Source organism: Streptomyces sp. NPDC054863 (genome assembly GCF_053610825.1).
This window is the reverse complement of record NZ_JBSGZD010000075.1, coordinates 1-19306: the sequence shown is the minus strand read 5'-3', so window position 1 is coordinate 19306 and position 19306 is coordinate 1. Positions and strand designations below refer to the sequence as shown.

General features: G+C 72.1%; 11 protein-coding genes. 8 read left to right on the top strand and 3 right to left on the bottom strand.

Features of this window, described 5'->3' with window-relative positions:
- Positions 1-447 precede the first annotated feature (447 nt).
- From ACWGIG_RS16395 to ACWGIG_RS16375, 5 genes are all read left to right on the top strand, one after another.
- Positions 448-1950, top strand: coding sequence for an aldehyde dehydrogenase (locus tag ACWGIG_RS16395; protein ID WP_453322275.1), 1503 nt, complete (start codon positions 448-450; stop codon positions 1948-1950).
- Positions 1943-2887, top strand: a complete 945-nt coding sequence (locus tag ACWGIG_RS16390) for a DODA-type extradiol aromatic ring-opening family dioxygenase (protein ID WP_453322274.1) — start codon at positions 1943-1945, stop codon at positions 2885-2887. Before ACWGIG_RS16395 ends, ACWGIG_RS16390 begins: the two co-directional genes overlap by 8 nt.
- Complete coding sequence (locus ACWGIG_RS16385; RefSeq protein WP_453322273.1) at positions 2880-3728, top strand: fumarylacetoacetate hydrolase family protein; 849 nt, start codon at positions 2880-2882, stop codon at positions 3726-3728. The genes ACWGIG_RS16390 and ACWGIG_RS16385 overlap by 8 nt, the downstream gene beginning before the upstream one ends.
- A gap of 6 nt (positions 3729-3734) precedes the next feature.
- On the top strand, positions 3735-5246 hold the full coding sequence (locus ACWGIG_RS16380; RefSeq protein ID WP_453322272.1) for an APC family permease: 1512 nt from the start codon (positions 3735-3737) through the stop codon (positions 5244-5246).
- A 102-nt stretch (positions 5247-5348) separates the two neighbouring features.
- Positions 5349-5924 carry a MarR family winged helix-turn-helix transcriptional regulator gene (locus tag ACWGIG_RS16375; RefSeq protein WP_453322271.1) on the top strand — a complete coding sequence of 192 codons (576 nt, stop codon included), beginning with the start codon at positions 5349-5351 and terminating at the stop codon, positions 5922-5924.
- Between the two features lie 45 nt (positions 5925-5969).
- On the opposite strand, the gene ACWGIG_RS16370 is transcribed toward ACWGIG_RS16375, so the two are convergent.
- A complete protein-coding gene (locus tag ACWGIG_RS16370) occupies positions 5970-6851 on the bottom strand; it encodes an HAD family acid phosphatase (protein ID WP_453322270.1) in 882 nt (293 codons plus the stop codon).
- A 276-nt stretch (positions 6852-7127) separates the two neighbouring features.
- Between ACWGIG_RS16370 and ACWGIG_RS16365 the strand changes: the two genes are divergently transcribed.
- Positions 7128-8126: a hypothetical protein gene (locus tag ACWGIG_RS16365; protein WP_453322269.1), complete on the top strand. Its 999-nt coding sequence runs from the start codon at positions 7128-7130 to the stop codon at positions 8124-8126.
- Positions 8127-8156: 30 nt separating this feature from the next.
- Here ACWGIG_RS16365 and ACWGIG_RS16360 read toward each other — a convergent pair whose 3' ends face one another.
- Together ACWGIG_RS16360 and ACWGIG_RS16355 are read right to left on the bottom strand one after the other, a co-directional pair.
- Complete coding sequence (locus ACWGIG_RS16360) at positions 8157-8924, bottom strand: gamma-glutamyl-gamma-aminobutyrate hydrolase family protein (protein ID WP_453322280.1); 768 nt, start codon at positions 8922-8924, stop codon at positions 8157-8159.
- Positions 8925-8980: 56 nt separating this feature from the next.
- On the bottom strand, positions 8981-10504 hold the full coding sequence (locus ACWGIG_RS16355) for an aldehyde dehydrogenase (protein WP_453322268.1): 1524 nt from the start codon (positions 10502-10504) through the stop codon (positions 8981-8983).
- A 216-nt stretch (positions 10505-10720) separates the two neighbouring features.
- On the opposite strand from ACWGIG_RS16355, the gene ACWGIG_RS16350 reads away from it, so the two are divergent.
- Entirely contained in the window at positions 10721-13114 is a 2394-nt protein-coding gene (locus ACWGIG_RS16350; protein ID WP_453322267.1) for a GTPase-associated protein 1-related protein, read from the top strand.
- A 160-nt stretch (positions 13115-13274) separates the two neighbouring features.
- Positions 13275-19259: a DUF5979 domain-containing protein gene (locus ACWGIG_RS16345; RefSeq protein ID WP_453322266.1), complete on the top strand. Its 5985-nt coding sequence runs from the start codon at positions 13275-13277 to the stop codon at positions 19257-19259.
- The last annotated feature ends 47 nt before the right edge of the window (positions 19260-19306 follow it).

The window sequence follows — 19306 nt, the reverse complement described above, 5'->3', positions numbered from 1 at the left end:
GGGTGGCGAGCGTGGCCTGCGGCGCTTGCCCCTCCCCGCCCCTTCCCGAGACCGCTGCCGCGGGGCTGGTGGGGGCTGACGTCCGGGGCTGCGCCCCGTGCCCGCCCTTCGGCCACGCGTCCTCACACGCCGGACGGCTGAGAAACCTAGGGGCGCGGGGAACCGCGCGACGAACCACAACGCACCCACACCTCCCGAACCCCCACCACTCGCCACCCGGCCACCCAGCCGCCCGGGCCACCCAGCCACCGATCCCCCGGCCACCGGGCCACTCGGCCACCGATCCCCCGGAGCCCGGCCACCCAGCCACCGATCTCCCGGCCACCCGGCCACCCGGCCGCCCAGCCGCCCAGCCGCCCGGGCCACCCAGCCACCGATCTCCCGGCCACTCGGCCACCCGGCCACCGATCTCCCGGCCGCCCGGCCACCGATCCCCCGGAGCCCCACATGCCCCCTCCCCACGCCACCGTCGCCGGTACCCCCGTCGACACCCGTCACTGGATCAACGGCCGCCGCGTCGCATCGGAGTCGGCCGAGACCTTCCCGGACCTCTCCCCCATCGACGGCGTCGAACTCGCCCGGATCTCCCGCGGCGGCAAGCCCGAAGCCGACGCCGCCGTCGCCGCCGCCGGGGCCGCCTTCCCCGCATGGGCGGCCACCAGCCCCGCGGACCGCGCCCGCATCCTGCACGCCATCGCCGACGGCGTCGAGAAGAACCTCGAAGCCCTCTCCCAGGTCGAGACCCGCGACAACGGCGCCCTGCTCCGCTCGCACCGCCGCGGCGTCATGCCCCGCGTCGCCCACAACTTCCGCTTCTTCGCGGACTGGCTCACCGGTGAACTCCCCCGCTCCCACCCCGACTTCCATACCAACACCCGCCGCAATCACGTCAGTTGGGATCCGGCAGGCCCCTGCGTCCTCATCGCCCCGTGGAACGCGCCCCTCATGCTGGAGAGCTGGAAGGTCGCCCCCGCCCTCGCCGCAGGCAACACCGTCGTCCTCAAGCCCGCCGAGTGGTCCCCGCTCACCGCTTCCCTCCTCGCCGACATCACCGCCGGGGCCGGACTCCCGCCCGGCGTGCTGAACGTCGTGCAGGGGTACGGGGCCGAGGTCGGCCAGGCCCTCACCGAGCACCCCGACGTACGCCGCATCAGCTTCACCGGGTCCGTGCCGACCGCCCTGCACGTCGCCACCGCCGCAGCCGCCCACCTCACCCCGACCTCCCTCGAACTCGGCGGCAAGTCCCCCCTCCTCGTTCTCGCGGACGCGGACCTGGACCTGGCCGTCGAGCTGGCCGTCGAGCAGTACGACAACGCCGGCCAGGTCTGCCTCGCGGGCACCAGGCTCCTCGTGCACGAATCCGTCGAGGAGGAGTTCACGCGCCGCTTCGTCGAGAAGGCGTCCGCACTCGTCCAGGGCGACCCGCGCGACGCCGCCACAGACATCGGGCCCAACATCCACGCCCGCCAACTCGAAAAGATCGACGGGTTCGTGCGGCGCGCCCTCGCCGCGGGCGCCACGGCCGTCATCGGCGGCGGGCCGAACACCGTCCTCAACTCCGCTCTGGGCGGCCTCTATTACCGCCCCACCCTCCTCACCGGGCTCGGCCAGGACGCCGAGGCCGTCCAGGAGGAGATCTTCGGTCCCGTACTGACCCTCCAGACCTTCGCGGACGACGACGAAGCGGTCGACCTCGCCAACGGCACCCGCTTCGGCCTCGCCGCCACCGTCGTCAGCGGCGACCGCGACCACGCGGACCGGATCAGCGCCCGGCTCGTCGCGGGCACCGTCTGGGTCAACTGCTTCTACGTCCGCGACCTGCGCGCCCCGTTCGGCGGCTCCCGCCGGTCCGGGGTCGGCCGGGAGGGCGGCACCTGGAGCTTCGACTTCTACTGCGACCTCAAGAACACCGTCACCGCACAGGAATCAGGGTGGGTACAGCATGGGTGAAATCGTCGGTGCGGGACTCCTCTCGCACGTCCCGACCATCGTTCTGCCCGAGGAGACCCGCAAGGAGCTCAACGAGGGCCGGGAGATCACCCTCGTCCCCGGTCTGCGCAAGCTCCGCGAGGACGTCTTCGAGAAGCTCGACCACGACACCGTCGTCGTGCTCGACTCGCACTGGGCGACCACCGTCGAGTACGTCGTCTCCGCCCAGCACCGCCGTGCCGGACTCTTCACCTCCGAGGAGCTGCCGCGCGGCATGTGCCGGATGCCGTACGACTACCCCGGCGACCCCGAACTGGCCGCCGCCATCGCCGGGTTCGCGGATGCGCACGGCACCTGGATCACCCCGGTCGACGACCCGTACCTGCCCGTGCACTACGCCACGATCAACCTGTGGAACTACCTCGGCAGGGGCCTCCCGGACAAGAAGTGGGTGTCCGTCGGGGTCTGCCAGACCGCCGACACCGAGGACAATCTGCGGCTCGGCCGCGCCCTCGCCGACGGCATCGCCGCCACCGACCGCAAGGTGATCCTGATCGCGTCCGGCGCCCTGTCGCACACCTTCTGGCCGCTGCGTCAGCTGCGCGACCACGAGTCCAGCGACCCGCGGCACATCTTCAGCGACGGTGCCCGCGCGGCCGACCGCGAGCGGATCGGCTGGTTCGAGCAGGGTCGGCACGGCGAAGTCCTGCGCACCATGGAGGACTTCCACCGGTTCAAGCCCGAGGCCAGGTTCGGCCACTATCTGATGATGGCCGGCGCGCTCGGCGAGGAGCGCTGCACCGCTCCCGGGCGCCTGTACAGCGCGTACGAGAACTCCGTCGGCACCGGCCAGGTGCACCTCTGGTTCGACCGCCCGGACGGCGGCTGGACCGCGACCCCCGACCACACCGCGCAGACGCAGAGGCCCACGCCCGCACAGGAGCCCTCCCATGCCTGAGTACCGCCGCATCCTCCTCGACGGCGCAGTCGTCCAAGTGGTGCGCGAGGGCGACGAGTTGGTGGCCGCCGACGGCCGCCGGGCGAAGACGTCCGAGGCCCATCACCTGCCGCCGGTGGTCCCTTCGAAGGTCGTCGCCGTGCACCTCAACCACCGCAGCCGGGTCGAGGAGTTCCAGATCGACCTGGCCCCGACGCCGACGTACTTCCACAAGCCGACCTCGGCGCTGAACGCGCACCGGGGCGCGGTCGTCCGCCCCGAGGGGTGCAAGTACCTCAACTACGAGGGCGAGGTGGCGATCGTCATCGGGAGGACCGCCCGCAACGTCTCGCCCGAGGAGGCCGGTGACCACATCGCCGGCTACACCATCGGCAACGACTACGGCCTGCACGACTTCCGCGACACCGACGCCGGTTCGATGCTGCGCGTGAAGGGATCGGACACGCTCTGCCCGCTCGGACCCGGCCTCGTCACCGACTGGGACTTCCACGACAAGTACCTGCGTACGTACGTCAACGGCGTGCTCGCGCAGGACGGTTCCACCTCCGAGATGGAGTGGGACATGCACTACCTGGTGGCCGACATCGCCCGCACCATCACCCTGTACCCGGGTGACGTGCTCCTCTCCGGTACGCCCGCCCACTCGCGCCCCGTGCAGCCCGGCGACGTCGTGGAGGTCGAGGTCGAGGGTCTCGGCAGGCTGACCAACCACATCGTGACCGGCCCCGTCCCCGTCCGCGACGACTGCGGCGCACAGCCCACCGCGTCGGAGGAGGTCCTCTCGACGGCCCTCGGCGGCGACTGGGAGTTCCGCGGCGTCCGCGGACCGAAGAGAGGCTGACCGGCCATGACCCCCCGGCGGACCGGCAACGCGACAGAAGGCCCCGCAGACATTCCCCCGGAAGGACCCGCGGAAGGGCCCGCGGACATACCCGGCGGCAGCCCGCCCCGCACGCTCAAGCCGGGTGCCCTGGGCGCCCTGGGCATCCTCTTCTTCGTGCTTTCCGCACAGGCCCCGCTGACCGGCATGGCCGGGGCCGCCCCGATCGCGATCGCCCTCGGGAACGGTCCCGCCGCCCCGGCCGCGTACGCCGTGGCGGGCGGCATCGTGCTGCTCTTCTCCGTGGGGTTCGTGGCGATGGGGCGGTACGTCGTCGACGCGGGCGCCTTCTACACGTACATCGGCACGGGTCTCGGCCGCAGCGCCGGCATCGGCAGCGCGGGCGTGGCCCTGCTCGCTTACCACGCCGTCCAGGCGGCGATGTACGGGCTCTTCGGGGCGACGGCGAGCGGTCTGTTCGCCGACCACGCGGGGCTCGAAGTCCCTTGGTGGGTATGTGCGTTCGTCACGATGGGCGCCGTTCAGCTGCTCGGTGTGGTCGGGATCGAGCTGGGGGCGAAGGTCCTCACGGTGTTCGTGCTCGCGGAGTTCAGCATCCTGCTGGCCTTCGGGATCGTGACGCTGTTCCAGGGCGGCGGGCCCGAGGGGCTGAACGCGGGGGCGTCCTTCGCGCCCTCGGCGATGCTCGACGGCGCACCGGGCGTGGCCCTGGTCTTCGCGCTCGCCTCCATGCTCGGCTTCGAGGCGACGGCGATCTACGGCGAGGAGGCCCGCGACCCCGCGAAGACGGTGCCCCGGGCCACGTACCTGTCGGTGGCGGTGGTGACCTGCTTCTTCGTGTTCACCACCTGGATGGTGATCTCCGCGTACGGCGCGTCGAGGAGCGCGGCGGCTGCCGGCGCGGCGCTGGAGGGCGGGGACGGGGCGGCGTTCGTGTTCGCGCCGGTGGCCGCACAGTTCGGGGCGTGGACCAACGACGTGCTGCCGTTCCTGCTCGTCACGTCCCTGTTCGCGGGGATCCTGGCCTTCCACAACTCGGCGAACCGCTACCTCTACTCGCTGAGCCGGGACGGCCTGCTGCCGCGCGGGCTGTCCTCGCTCAACACACGGCACGCCCCGTGGGCCGCCGGTGTCGTCCAGACGCTGATCGCGGTGGCGCTCGTGCTGCCGTTCGTCCTGCTGGGCAAGGATCCGGTGCTGACGCTGTTCTCCTGGTTCAGCGGCGTCGCGGCCCTGGCGATCACCCTGCTGTACTTCCTGACCTCGGTCGCGGTGACCGTCTTCTTCCGGCGGACCCGGCACGACACCCGGGTCTGGAACACGCTGGTCGCACCGCTGCTCGGGGCGCTCGGCATCGCCGGGGCGATCTTCCTGGTGGTCACGAACTTCCCCACCCTGATCGGCGGGGACACGCCGACCGCGACCTGGCTGGCACTGTCGGTCCCGGCCGCGCTGCTGCTCTGCGCGGGGCTCTCCCGGCTGCCGTCCGCCGGAAGGGCCGCCGGACCGGGGCGCTGACCTGCGGCGCCTTCGTACGATCACCGCGCCCGGGACCCTGCCGAGGTTTTGAGCCACCCGTACAATTTGGTACCGAACGACTTGCGTCCCGAAGGAGAGCCTGTGCCCGGCCAGCGTTCCATCATCGAGACCGAGAAGCTGGTCGAGGCCAAGCTCGGCGGCATCCCCATCCGGCACGAGCAGATGGCGGTCATCGCCAACATCCACCGCGCCGCCGCCGCCGTCCGCAGCCACTTCGAGAACTCGGTGCTGCGCACCTCCGACCTCACCTGGACGGCGTTCGTGGTGCTGTGGGTGGTGTGGATCTGGGGCGAGCGCGAGACCCGGTTCGTCGCCGAGGAGGCGGGCATCTCCAAGGGCACGCTGACCGGCGTGGCGCGCACCCTGGAGGGGCGCGGGCTGGTCCTGCGCACCGACCACCCCTCCGACGGGCGCCGGGTGCTGCTCAGTCTCACCGCGGAGGGCGAGACGCTGATGCGCCGGGTCTTCCCCGAACTGAACGCCGAAGAGGCCTTCGTGGCACAGCAGTTGGACGACGACGAGTGCAAGTCGACCGCGGACGCGCTGCGCCGGATCGTCGTACAGGTGGAGGAGCACGGCGAGGAGCGGCGGCGCGAGCTGCTGAAGGGCGAGCAGCCCGCGCCGCGCAGGAGCGGTCGGCGCGCGGCCAAGTCCTGACGGCCGGGGCCCGGCGCACGGGCCCCGGCCCGTCCGGCGGGTCGCCTACTTGATGAAGTACGTCGGGTTCGGGAGCTTGTACGTCTTGTCGGCGTAGCCGCCCTCAAGGTCGGAGTACTGGTCGCCGAAGCTGCCGATGATGTCGTAGCCGGCCGACTCGATGTGCTTCCTGGTGCCCGACTTGAACTGCACGGTGGTGCAGTTCCACTCCTTCGAGGTGGCGCAGTTCTTCAGGTAGGACGGCGGGTTCGCCTTGTCCTTCAGGAAGAGGTGGTCGACGCCGACGCCGACCCTGGCGAGGTTCTTGGTGGCCGCGCCGCGCTGCTCCTCGGCGAGACCGGTGAGGAAGAACACCTCGACGCCCTGCTTCTTGGCGAAGGCGACCAGTTCGGGCATGCCGAAGACGGCCGGCCGGTCGGCCCGCTCGACGTACTGCTTCCACGTGACGGGGTCGAGGTGGAAGTGGGTGCGCTTCTCGTAGTCGATGCTGAGCAGCATCGTGTCGTCGATGTCGAGGACGATCGCGGGCTTCGCGGACCTGCCGCCCGCCGCCCCCTGGGAATTCGCCCCATGGGAATTCGCCCCGTGGGTGTTCGCCCGGTGGGAACCGGCCATCTGGCGCTCGATGTTGCGCTTGGCCTTGGCGATGACGTGGGCGACGTCCTTTGCGTACGGGCTGTTCGGGGACGCCCGGTAGATGCCTCGGGCGTCCTGGGTGACGCCGTAGTAGTCGTCGATCTCGCCGACGAGCTGCCCGATGTTGTGGGGTTCGTGGCCGCTCTTCGCCTCTACGGGGCGGGCGGCGGACGCGTCGGCCGCGGCAGCGGTGGCAGGGGTGCCCGCGGTGGCCGTGCCGACGCCCCACAGGGCTCCGCCGGCGAGGGCACAGGCGGTGGCTATGCCTGCGGCTCGGTAGGACTTTCGCATGGGGGGAGGTCTCCGAATCCGGCCTGGACGGCCATGGGGGCAGGGCGGACCGGGCGACGGGGAGACGGCCTCCGCACCAGGTCGCCCTATGTCTACGCGCGTCACAACCCCGACGGCAAGACCCTTTTGCCCATCCGTTACACGGGGTCACCCGGGTAGCTCGCAGCCATTTGCCACACCCCTTGCCCGAGGGCCGACCGAGCAACTACGTTCCCGGCCAACCCGAACGTCTACGCGTGTCAACTCCACGCGCGTCACCCCACCAGAGAGATCCCCATGCGCATGCACAAGGCTGTCCTGTCCTCAATCGCCCTTCTCGGTGCGGGAGTTGTGGTGGTCACCGGTACGGACACGACCGCCACCACACCCACGGCCGCGACCACGAGGGCGGACTCCGCCCGGGGAGTGAACGCCCCTCCACAGCAGGGTGGTTGGTACCAGGTGGGGCGGGACATGAAGAGCGGCATCAGCGGACTCGCCGTCACCTCGCGCACGGGCGGCACGTACAGCGCCCTGATCGTGCGCGACAATAAGAAGCCCGGCGAGAACCGCATGGCCCGGCTCGCCTTCCGGCCCGGCCGGTCCACCGCACCGACCGTGCGGACGCTCACCTGGAAGGGCGGCGCCGAGCCCCTCGACCTGGAAGCCCTGGAGGCCGTGCCGGGCGCCCCCGACGAGTTCCTCGCCGTGGCGAGCCGCGGTCTCGTGTACCGCATCAAGGTCACCGACGGCGGGACCGCGGTCGAGGTCCTCGACCTCGCACCGCTCCCGGCGATCGGCGAGGGCGACGACTTCGAGTCCTTCGCGCTCGTGTCGCAGCACGGGAAGCTGGCGGCGGTCTGGGCCGACCGGGGCAAGCGCGCCGACCGTCCGGCGACGCTCTACGCGGCGCCGCTCTCGTTCAACAAGTACGGGGAGACGAAGTTCGGCGCCGTGGCCAAGGCCGCCTACCGTGCCCCGTATCCGGCGGGCAACGTCCGGCACGCCTCCGACATCTCCGTGAACACAGCGGGCCGCATGCTGATCGCCGCGGCGGCGGACGAGGGTGACGACGGGCCGTTCGACTCGGCGGTGGTCGACGCGGGCAGGCTGTCGGTCGACAGGGCGGGCAAGGTGCGGCTCTCGGTCGCCAAGTCACCCGAAGTACTGCGGAAGTTCAGGGGCCACAAGGTCGAGGCCGTGGACTGCGTACCCGGAGCCCGCACCGCGGTGTTCGGCACGGACGACGAGAACGCGGGCGGCGCGACCACCACCGTCGCCCGCCTCTGCGACTGACCCCGCATCGCCCCCCGGGACGAGTGGACGTCAGGCGGCGGGGGACGCCTGCCGCACCAGCATGTCGAACAGGCCCTGCTGGGCGGGGTCGTGGGCCGCGGTGTCCTCCGGGTGCCACTGGATGGCGGCGAACCAGCCCCGGGAGTCCGGGAGTTCGAGCGCCTCGATCGTTCCGTCGGCGGCGCGCGCGGTGGCGGTGAGCCCGCGGCCCAGCACGTCGAGGCACTGGTGGTGGTAGCAGGAGGCTTCCACCTTGTCGGCCCCCGCCGCGCGAGCGACGACCGAGTCCGGTGCGAGGTCCACCGGGTGGACGAGGTGCCGGTGGTCGCGGCCGGGGCCGCCCATGTCCTGCTGGAGGGTGCCGCCGAGGGCGACGTTCACGACCTGGAGGCCCCGGCAGACCGCCAGCAGGGGCAGGCCCGCGTCGAGGGCGGCGTGCGCCACGGCCAGGTCGAAGGCGTCCTGCTCGGGGTCGACGTCGTACACGCTCTCGTGGCGGTCGCCGCAGCCGTACGTCTGCGGGGCGAGGTCGCCGCCGCCGGGGAGCAGGACGCCGTCGCAGCGGGCGAGGCGGGCGGCGGCCTCGGCGGGGTCGGCGACGCCGTCGGGGGCGTACGGGTGGAGCATGAACGGTTCGCCGCCGGCCCGCCAGACGGCGTCGATCAGGGCGCGCGCGGTGACCTCGGCGGCGTACCGCAGGGCGGAGGTGGAGGCGGCGAAGCGGTTCGGGAGCGCGATGAGGGGCCTCGGGGTCGTCGGCCTCGGGCTCGTTGGTCCCGTGGTCGTTGGTCTCGGGATCTGCGGCCCCGGGATCTGCGGCCCCGGGGCGATTCCGCTCACCGCCGCATCCGGGTTCACAGCTGCATCCAGGTGGTCTTGAGTTCGGTGTACTTCTCCAGCGCGTGCGCTGACTTGTCCCGCCCGTTGCCGGACTGCTTCATTCCGCCGAAGGGGACGGTGAGGTCGCCCTCCTCGTAGCAATTGACCCAGACGGTCCCGGCACGCAGCCGTCGGGACACCTGGTGGGCGGTGGAGAGGTTCGAGGTCCACAGTCCGGCGGCGAGGCCGTAGTCCGTGTCGTTGGCGAGCGCCACCGCTTCGTCGACGGTGTCGAAGGTGAAGACGGAGAGCACGGGTCCGAAGATCTCCTCGCGGGCGAGGCGCGAGTCCCGCCCGACCCGGTCGAAGACGGTCGGCGCGAGGTAGCTGCCGCCGGTCTCCTCGTGCACCCGTACGCCGCCGGTGCGCAGCCGGGCGCCCTGGGCGAGGCCCGTGCCGATGTGGTCGAGGACCTTCGTCAGATGCTGCTCGCCCGCCAGTGCGCCCATCTCGGTCGCCGGGTCGAGCGGGTCGCCGACCTTGAGTGTCCGCGCCCGCTGGATCACGGCGTCCACGACCCGGTCGGCGACGGAGGAGTGCACGAGCAGCCGGGAGGGCGCGGTGCACATCTCGCCCTGGTTGAAGAAGATGCCCCAGGCGGCGGTGGCGGCGGCCTGTTCAAGGTCGGGGGCGTCGGGCAGCACGATGTGGGGCGACTTGCCGCCCAGTTCCAGCCACACCCTCTTGAGGTTGGAGTCGGCGGCGTAGCGCAGGAAGTGGCGGCCGACGGCGGTGGAGCCGGTGAAGGCGAGGACGTCGACGTCCGGGTGCACGCCGAGGGCGCGTCCGGCGGTCGGTCCGTCGCCCGCGACGACGTTGAGGACGCCGTCCGGCAGTCCGGCTTCCGTACCGAGCCGCCCGAGCAGCAGCGCGGAGAGCGGCGACAGTTCGGAGGGCTTCAGTACGACGGTGCAGCCGGCGGCCAGCGCGGGGGCGATCTTCCAGCCCGCGAGGGTGAGCGGGAAGTTCCACGGCACGACCGCGCCGACGACTCCGGCGGGTTCGCGGGTGACGAGGGCGAGGGCGTCGGGGGCGGTGTGCGGGGCCTCGTCGGTGAGCTTGTCGGCGAGGCCGCCGTAGTAGCGGAAGGTGTTGACGAGGGCGCGCAGTTCGACGTCGTACGCGTCCGAGACCGGCTTGCCCACCTCCAGGCTCACGGTGAGCGCGAGGTCGGCGCGCCGCTCCTCGATCAGGTCGGCCAGAGCGAGCAGGGCCTTTCCGCGCGCGCCGGGGGCGAGGCGGGGCCACGGGCCGTGGTCGAAGGCGCGGCGGGCGGCGGCTACGGCGAGGCCCACCTCGAACTCGCCCGCGTCGGCGACCCGTGCCAGCAGTTGTCCGTCGCGGGGGGAGACGACCGCGAAGTCCGTCTTGCCCGGCGTTGCGCCGCCCGCTTCTTCGCGGCCGTCGATGTGATGGCCGGTCGGGTGCCGGAGGGCTTGGGCCCGCAGCAGCCAGTCTTCGTATGAGATGTCCACCGTGGGTACCTCCGGGGTTTCCATTTGACCCCAAACGATAAGCGGATGCGGGGAGCGCCCACAAGGGCCGCAGCAAGCCGTTTCACGCCCGCTCACGAGCATGAAAATCCAGCAAAGTGCAGCAAGTACCGCTCGGATCTGCTGGTATGGGTCCGTCGCAGGGAAAAGTGATCTTGGAGGTACGCCAGCCACTACGTCCCTGTCGTCCCAACCCACCGCACCAAGGGAGCGAGCGACCGAATGAGCCTGGCCCAGCTTCACTACACCTCGGCCGCCGGGTTCACGGCGGTCAGCCCCGAAGTTCCGCGCACGCTCCTCGACGAGGCGGAGGAGGTACTGGCCGCGTTCCCCGCCTCCGCGTTCTCGCTGACCCAACTCTCCGACGGCAGCCGCCTGTTGAGCCGTACGACCACCGACCCGGAGACCGGCGCCGCGCACACCCACGCCGTGCACCTGCCCGCCGGGGAACGCCTCCCGGGCGGCGCGCTGCCCGTCACCGCGTGGGACTCGCCGCGCTGGGCACCGGTCGCACCCGCCCCCGGCAGCTCTCCCGCACCGCTGGAACTGCTGACCCCGGCCGCGGGCTTCTTCGACCGGGACGGCCTGGCGGACTTCGCGGCCTCGCGCGGGCCGCGCCTGGCGGGCGTACTGGCGGACGTGCGCCGCCTCTGCGAGGACCCGGGCGCGGAGCCGGTGGTGCTGGTCGAGGGGGAGCCCGCGGACATCGCGCGCTGGGTGGCGGTCCTGGGCGCGGCACTGCCGCGCGAGCACGCACACGGCCTGACGTTCACGACGTACGCGGAACGCCCGGAGCACTCGCTCCAGCAGATCGTCGGCACGTCGCCCGACGTGGTGTTCCCGGCGGCGGGATTCCGGGTGCACGGGGAAGGGCGGGGCGGGGCGGCCGAGCGGGAAACCGGCACCCGGACGCACACTTCGGCGGAGGTGGACACCGGCACCCGGACGCACACTTCGGCGGAGGGCCGCGCCGGGACGGCCACCGACGACGCACCGGAACCGCCTCCGTGGGCCTGGCCGGGAGAGGTCCCGGAGGTCGGGAGCGCGCCGCGTGCCCGCACGGAATCCGGATCGGGAGCGGAGCCCGACGGTTCCGCCCGGCCCTCGGGCGCCCCCCGCACCGCCCCCGGTGGTGACGGGTGGGCCGCCGTCGCCGCGCAGGTCTGGCTGGCAGGCCGTCCCGAGCTCTTCAAGCGGGCCGCCGCCCAACCCTCCCTCCACGACGGCGAGTTCGAGGCGGGACCGCTTGCCGCGACCGCGCTCAGCGCCGGGGTTCCGCTCGACTCCCTGGGGCGTACGGCAGCCGCCGCATGGGCCAGGGAGTACGCCGACTCGCTGTCCGCGGGCGACTGGCCCGCCCTGCTCGGCGCGCTCTGCGCGCCCGTCCCCGGGTCCCGCCCGGACGGCGAACTGGACACCCTGGAGCAGCTTGCCGAGCGCATCGACGGCAAGGTGCCCGCCGAGGCGACGGCCCCCCTGGCCGCGCTCCTCGCCTCCGAGGACGACGATCCGGCCGCCGTCCCCGAGCTGGCCCGCCGGCTGGCGCACGAACTCCTCGCCGATCCTGACCGGGCGCGTGGCGCGGCAGTCCAGGAAGCCCTCACCCGGCACTCCGCACTGCATGCCCAACTCCTCGTACATCTTGATGAGTTGGCGCCGGACAATCCGTTCTCGCTGGTACGTCTCCTGCATACGGCGGACCTGATGCTCGGGACTCCGGAGGGCCTGCCGCATCTGCGGATGTGCGCCGCCTACCCGGAGCCGGGCGTCGAGCCGGGGGCGAACACGGGCGACCGCGACTCCACCCTGCACACCGTGCTGCGCGCCGCCGGGGTCTCCCCCATGATCGAGCCGCTCGTCCTGCGCACCGGATTCCGGCTGGTCTGGCCGGGCGAGCTGCTGCCCACCCCGCAGGAGGCCCGCTGGATCCTGGGCGAGACGGGCTCGGACGCGCACCGCACGGCGGGCACCTACCCGGAGCTGATCCGGGCCGCCCTGGAAGGCCCGGCCGACGACCCGGACGTCACACCGCTCGCCGCCGACCTGATCCGCTGTTTCCCGCACGAGATCGACACCCGGCAGCTGGGCGCCCTGCGCCTGCTGGAGTTCGCCGAGTCGCTGGCCGAAGGGCGTGCGGGGGCGGGCCCGGTGGCCACCGCGCTCACGCTCCGCTCGGCGGCGCATCCCGTCGAACCCCCGGTGCTCCGGCGGGTGTTCGACCTCCTCGCCCGCGACCTGCTCTCCGAGCAGCGCCCGCTGGGCGAGCTCTCCGCCCTGGCCCGCTCCGGCGACCTCGACCTGCTGGGTGCGTACGCGGCGACGGCCCGTTCGACCCCGCTGCTGGACAGGCTGCGCACCTCGCCCTCCTACGCCGCCGACTGCTTCACCGCCTGGAGCGCGCACCCGGGTGCGAGCCCGCAGTGGGACGAAACCCGCAGCGCTCTCCTGGAGGAGGTCCTGCGTCCCGCGCTCCAGCATCTGACGAGCCGTGAGGTGTCGGCCGTGACAGATCAGTTGAGCCGATCCGGTGGGAGTCACGCGACTGACTTCCGTGCCTGGCACCGCTCGTCGGGCGGCACACTGGGGCGGCTGGCGAGGCGCTTCGGACGGCGGTGACCGTCGGCGCGACCCCTCAGTCGATGGTGACCGAGCGTTACCACGACGGGGTGACAATCGACAGTCGCTTGTCCACAGCTACGGCCAATCAGGGTTAAAGCACACTTTCACCCCTGCATGTGAATAACTTTCTCGACACGGAGTGTGACTCTGGGGCGCAATGGCACTGAGAGCCAAAGCGGCCAAGGAGTACATCGTGCGGGAACGGATCATGCGGAGCGGCCTGGCCACGGCCGTGCTGCTGTCATCGGTGGCGGGGACCCTCGCCGCGGCCCCCGGCGCCGCCGCGCGGGCCGCGGAGGCCGAGGTGGGGATCGCCAAGCGGGTCACCGGTGCGACGATGCCCATCGAGCCCGGGGGCGTGTTCTCGTACACCCTCACCTCCTCGTGCTCGTCGCTGACGACGGCGTGCATCAACCCGGTGGTCGAGGACGTGCTGCCGGCCGGCTTCGACATCACGTCGCTGCCGAAGTCGACCGACACCCGCACGGTGACGTACGACCCGGCCACCCGGAAGCTGACGATCCGGTTCGCCGAGTCGCTCGCGAGTCCGCCCGCCCCCGCCGGCTCGGCCGGACTGCCCGCAGGCGTCAGCCGTGATGTCTCCATCGGGATGCGGGTGCCCGCCGAGACCGCGCTGACCGACGGCGCGAAGATCCCGAACACGGCGACCATCGACGCCGACAACGCCGACCCGGAGTCCTCCACGGCGGACGTGACGGTCCGCATCCCGCGTGTCGTGCGCCCGGCCACCACCAAGAAGTGGTCGTCCGCCTCGACCGTCGCCCAGTCCGGAGACGTCTCCACCCTCACCCTCGGCGTGCGGAACGGCTCCTCCACCTCCGCCGACGTGACCGCGCTGACGGTCGGCGACACGACCCCTGCCACGTACGAGCACTTCGACGTGACGGGTGTCGGCCCGGTGTCCCGCTTCCCCGCGGGGGCGGACCGGGTGCGCGTACTGGTCTGCACGAAGCCGACCGGCACCCCCTGCGCGCCGGGCGAGTTCACGGCCGGTCCAGTCGGTTCCGGGCCCGCGGTGGCCCTGCCGCCCGGGGTCTCGCCGGACCGGATCACGGGCGTGAAGTTCGAGTTCACCGCCGCCTCCGGTGCGAAGCTGCCGTACGACGCGACCGGCGGCGCGGTCGCCCTGGACGTGAAGCTGCGCGACACCGTCCGCGCGACGGGGCAGCCCCTGGCACCGACGAGCCGTCAGCAGGTGCGCAACTGCGCCTCGGTGAGCGCCCGCGACACCACGGCGGGGACGGTCGCCGGTCCCGAGGCCTGCGCCACGCACGACATCCTCCCGAACATCGCGACGGTGCAGGGGACCAAGTCCTACTTCTCCGACACGGACGGGAACTACCGGGCGGACGGCACCGCCGTCATCGGCACGAAGCCGCCGGTCAGCATGGTCGTCGGCGCGCGCAACACGGCGTCGTTCCCGGTGGCGACCCTGACCATCACCGAGCCCTCGGCGACGGCGGTCAGCGAGTTCGACAAGTTCGACGCGTCGAAGATGGCGGTGGAGTTCCCCTCGGGCGCGACCTCGGGCACCCTCACCGTGGTCTGCCGCGACGGATCCACCCCGCCCCCGGTCCAGCTGTCCCCGACCGCCTCCCGGCAGGACTTCCCCAGCACGGGCTGCCCGGCCGGCAGCCCGCCCAAGCAGCTCTCGGTCACCTTCCGCGGCACCGACGCCAAGGGCAGCGGCACCATCGCACCCAACGCGATCGGTCATCTCTCCGTGCACGGCGTCCTCAATGACAAGGCCGTCGCCCAGGACGCGGTGGACGGCGTCGCGAACTGCGCGGACGTCTCCGCGACCAACCCCGTCGACGGCTCGGGTTCCGGTACGGGCACCGCCTGCGAGAGCCTGCGCCCGCAGAACCCGCGCGACGACATCCGTACCTCCAAGACGGCGGACAAGACCGAGGTCCCGCCGGGCACCCCGGTGACGTTCACCCTCGACCTGGCCAACGCGGGCACGACACCCCTCGACAAGCCCGCGATCACCGACCCGGCCGACCCGACCGCTGCCGACAACCCCTTCGACGTCGTACGCCTCACCGAACTCAAGGTGCGCTACCGCGAGCCGTCCGGACTGCCCGTACTCCTTGAGGTGTACGACCCGACGGCCGCGCGGTGGGTGGCCCACGACGCGGCGGACACCGCGCTGCTGACCCGTGCGAAGGGGGTGCGGGCCCGGCTGGCGGACGGCAGCCTGCCGCCGAACGGCCGGATCCTGGTCGACATGGTGGTGCAGCGCAGGGACGGCGTCGCCGACGACGTCACCTTCCGCAACTGCGCGCAGATCACCTCGGGCACCCGGATCGTCCAGGGCAGCGTCTGCACCGGCGGGGACAACGTCACCAAGCCCGCCCGCAGCGGCGGTTCCGTCCAGAAGTCGATCACGCCGTCGGTGGTCGCCAAGACCCTCCCGGGGGTCCCCCGCCAGGAGCCCGACGTCCGCATCGAGGCCCGCAACACGGGAAACGTCAACCTCAAGGAAATCGTCGTCACGGACGCCGACGCGGACTTCTTCGACGCCGCCGACTTCGTCCGCATCACCGGCGTCACCTTCCCGCCGGGCGCCGACCGGGTGCGCGTCGACGCCTGCACGACCGACTGCACGGCGACCCCGCCGACGTACGTCAACGGCACGTACACCACCTCCACCACGCCGGGCCTGCCGAGCGGGGTGAACGCGGCCGACGTGCGCGGACTGCGCTTCACCTTCTCGCACTCGGGCGGCGGTTACGTACTGACGCCCGGCGCCCCGCTGCGGCGCGGCGCCTGCCCGAACATCGTCTGCTTCAAGGTCGCGGCCCGGCAGGACCTGCGCTCGGACCCCGGCACCCCGATCCCCGAGAACCTCTCCGACACGGCGAGCGCGGAGGGCTCCAGCCCACTCCAGCCGCCGGGCGGCACTTTCCCGTTCGGGGACAGCACGGCGACGCTGAAGGTGCAGGACGGACGCGGCAGGCTCGAAGTCGCGAAGGGCCCCGACTCGCGCATCGGCCCCGGTGAGACGGCCCCCTTCACCCTCACCGTCCGCAACAGCGGCACCGGTCCCGTCGGCTCCCTCGTCGTCGCCGACCCGACGCCGGAGCTGCTGCGCTTCGACGAGACGTACGCGGGGGACGGCGGGCTGCCGTTCCGCGTGACGTTCAAGGTGCCCGCGGGCACGCCCGAGCCGCCGAAGCCCGTGTACGAGCCCACCCGTAGCCCCGACGGCCGGGTCACCCACATCCGCTGGCGCTTCCCCGACTGGGCGATGCTGCCGGGCTCCGAGATCAAGATCACGTACCAGGTGAAGCTGGCCCCCGGCGTCCCGGGCGACTCCGTCGTGCAGAACGTGGTCGGTGCGGGTTCCGAGGTCGACAAGGACCTGGAGTGCCGAAGGACGACGGCCAGGGACGGCGAGCAGGTCGACGACCCGAACTACGGCGCAGGCCGCTTCTGCACCTCCCGTGCCGAGATCACCACCCTTCCCGGCACGGCCTTCGAGGCGACCAAGTGGGTCGCGGGCGACGAGAAGCTGGGCTTCTACAACACGGTGACGAAGAAGTACGTACCGCTGGATTCGCCGTCCTGCCCGGTCCTCAAGCACGAGGGCCGCACCCACACCCAGTACCCGTGCATCGCGCTCGTCCAGCCGGGCGACCGCTTCGAGTACCTGCTGCGGGCCGTCAACTCCGGCACCGACCCGACGACCGAGGTGCGGCTCCTGGACGTCTTCCCCTACCAGGGGGACACCGGTGTCCTCCTCGGCAACCAGAAGCGCGACACGATGTGGACCCCGCGCCCCCGCCTGACCGGCGCACCCGAGCTGAGCGGCCCCGGCACCCTCGACACCAGGTACGCCACGGTCGCCAACCCCTGCTCGGACCTGATCTCCACTCCTCGGCGCGACTGCGCCAGGGCCGACTGGAGGCCCGGCCACACCACCGAGGCCACCGGCGTCGAGATGCGCATCACCTTCAACACCCAACTGCCGCCCGGCGGTGAGGTGTTCGTCCGCATGCCGATGTCGTCGCCCGTCGACCTGGACCAGCCGGCCAACCCGGCCGTCGCCTGGAACTCCTTCGCGCACTCCGAGACCGTCATCCAGAACGGCCGCAGGACGGACCTGCCGCCGACGGAGCCGCCGAAGGTCGGCGTCGGGATGAGGTTCGGCAATCTGCGGGTCGACAAGGTCGAGGTGAACAGGCCCGAAGGCGTCCTGGTCGGCTCGTACAAGGCCGACTACCGCTGCACGGTCACCCCGGAGGGCGGCACCCCGCAGGTCGTCCGCGAGGGCACCTTCGAGTTCACCCCGTACACCCCGATGGCGCTGGTGGGCGTGCCCGCCGGAGCGCGCTGCGAGGTCTGGGAGACCGACTCGAACGGCCTGCGCAGCGAGCACATCGGCGAGGCGAACGCACAGGTCGTCGTCATCACCCCGGCCTCCCCCGACGAGCGCGGCGAGCACATCGAGATCACCAACACCTATGTGGAAGCGGCGCTGAAGGTCCGTAAGAAGACGACCGGTCCTGCCGCCGGAGAGTTCGGCAAGGGACCGTTCACGGTGCGGGTCGCCTGCCTCTTCCGGGGCAGCCCGCTGCCGGGCTTCCCCAAGGACCTCGTCTTCCAGGGCGACGGCGAGCTCCCGATCGACGGCCTGCCGGAAGGCACCCGCTGCACGGCGACCGAGCCGGACCGGGGCGGCGCCGCCTCGGTGGAGGTGACGGCGACGGACTCGTCCGAGACCGACGTCGCCGTCATCGGCTCCGTACCGGACAGGACCGCAGGGCTGACCGTGACGAACGACTTCCCGACCGGCTCGCTCCGGGTCGTCAAGCAGGTCCGTGGCGAGGGCACCGCATTCGCCGACCGGACGTTCCGCTTCCGGGTGCTGTGTTCCTTCAACGGCCGCAAGGACGCGGTCGTACGCACGGTGACAGCACGCGCCCCGTCCCTCACGGGCCAGGTCGACGGCATTCCGGTGGGCGCGGAGTGCACGGTGGAGGAGATCGACCCGGCCGGCGCTGACGAGACCCCGCCGCCGGTCGGTCCTGTGACGATCACCGAGGACGGTCCGACCCCCGTCGCGGTGGACTTCACCAACACCTTCTCCCTCGGCAGCCTCACCCTCCGCAAGGAGATCGAGGGTGCCCCGGCCGACGCGCCGTACGCCCAGGCGTACGAGTTCCGTGTCACCTGCATCCGCGAGGCGGAGAGCCCGGACGGCGACCCGGTCGTCTCCTTCGTCATCCGGAAGCGCTACACGCTGAAGGCCGACGAGACGCTGGACGTGCCGGGCGGCCTGCCGATCGGCGCCCGCTGCTGGGCCGAGGAGATGAGCGACGGAGGCGCGACGCACACGGACATCGACCACGGCAGCCACGGCAGCGCGGTCGTCGTCACGAAGGACGCGCCGAAGGTGACGATCACCGCGAAGAACGCGTACGAGACGGGCACGTTGCGGCTCGCCAAGAAGGTGGTCGGGCAGCCTTCGGGGCGCCCCTTCACCCTGGCCCTCACCTGCACGCTGCGCACCAAGGACGGCAAGGAGCTGACCCTGGTGGACCGCCGCCGCTACACCTTCACGGCGGCCGGCTCGCGTGACGTCGACGACCTCGGCTTCCCGCTCCCCCGGGGCACCCGCTGCTGGGCGACGGAGCCGGTCAACGGCGGGGCGACCAGCAGCACGGTCGACCACGACACCCCGGAGAAGGCGGTCACGATCGACGGCAAGGACTCTCAGCCGCTCACGATCACGGCGACGAACACCTTCACGCCCACTCCCCCGCCCGCCAAGGTCCGCTTCACGGTCGCCAAGCAGGTGGTGGGCCCGGGCCCGGGCCCGTTCGTGTTCCGTGCGACGTGCACGGCGCCGGGGGCCGGACGCCCGTTCCTGAACGAGCGGTTCACCCTGGAGCCCGGCCGCAGCAGGACCTTCACCGTCCCGGCGGGTTCGCTCTGTTCGGCGAAGGAGACGAGCGTGCCGCGCGGCGCGAAGGTGACGGTCCGCGACTCGGACCCGGGCACGCCGGGCGGGGCGACGGACGGCGTGGTCCGGGCCAAGGGCGACTCGTGGGTGCGGGTCACCAACACGTTCCCGACGAAGCCGGTCAAGCCGGTGAAGCCGGGCGGCCACTGACCCGGCGGGAAGCAGGCGCGGGGCCCGTCGTCCGTATGTACGGAAGG

Excerpts from the sequence above, each read along its gene's own strand:
- ACWGIG_RS16395 (WP_453322275.1), top strand. The coding sequence starts at position 448 with ATGCCCCCTCCCCACGCCACCGTCGCCGGTACCCCCGTCGACACCCGT.
- ACWGIG_RS16345 (WP_453322266.1), top strand. The coding sequence starts at position 13,275 with ATGGCACTGAGAGCCAAAGCGGCCAAGGAGTACATCGTGCGGGAACGG.
- ACWGIG_RS16385 (WP_453322273.1), top strand. The coding sequence starts at position 2,880 with ATGCCTGAGTACCGCCGCATCCTCCTCGACGGCGCAGTCGTCCAAGTG.
- ACWGIG_RS16390 (WP_453322274.1), top strand. The coding sequence starts at position 1,943 with ATGGGTGAAATCGTCGGTGCGGGACTCCTCTCGCACGTCCCGACCATC.
- ACWGIG_RS16365 (WP_453322269.1), top strand. The coding sequence starts at position 7,128 with ATGCGCATGCACAAGGCTGTCCTGTCCTCAATCGCCCTTCTCGGTGCG.
- ACWGIG_RS16350 (WP_453322267.1), top strand. The coding sequence starts at position 10,721 with ATGAGCCTGGCCCAGCTTCACTACACCTCGGCCGCCGGGTTCACGGCG.
- ACWGIG_RS16380 (WP_453322272.1), top strand. The coding sequence starts at position 3,735 with ATGACCCCCCGGCGGACCGGCAACGCGACAGAAGGCCCCGCAGACATT.
- ACWGIG_RS16355 (WP_453322268.1), bottom strand. The coding sequence starts at position 10,504 with ATGGAAACCCCGGAGGTACCCACGGTGGACATCTCATACGAAGACTGG.
- ACWGIG_RS16370 (WP_453322270.1), bottom strand. The coding sequence starts at position 6,851 with ATGCGAAAGTCCTACCGAGCCGCAGGCATAGCCACCGCCTGTGCCCTC.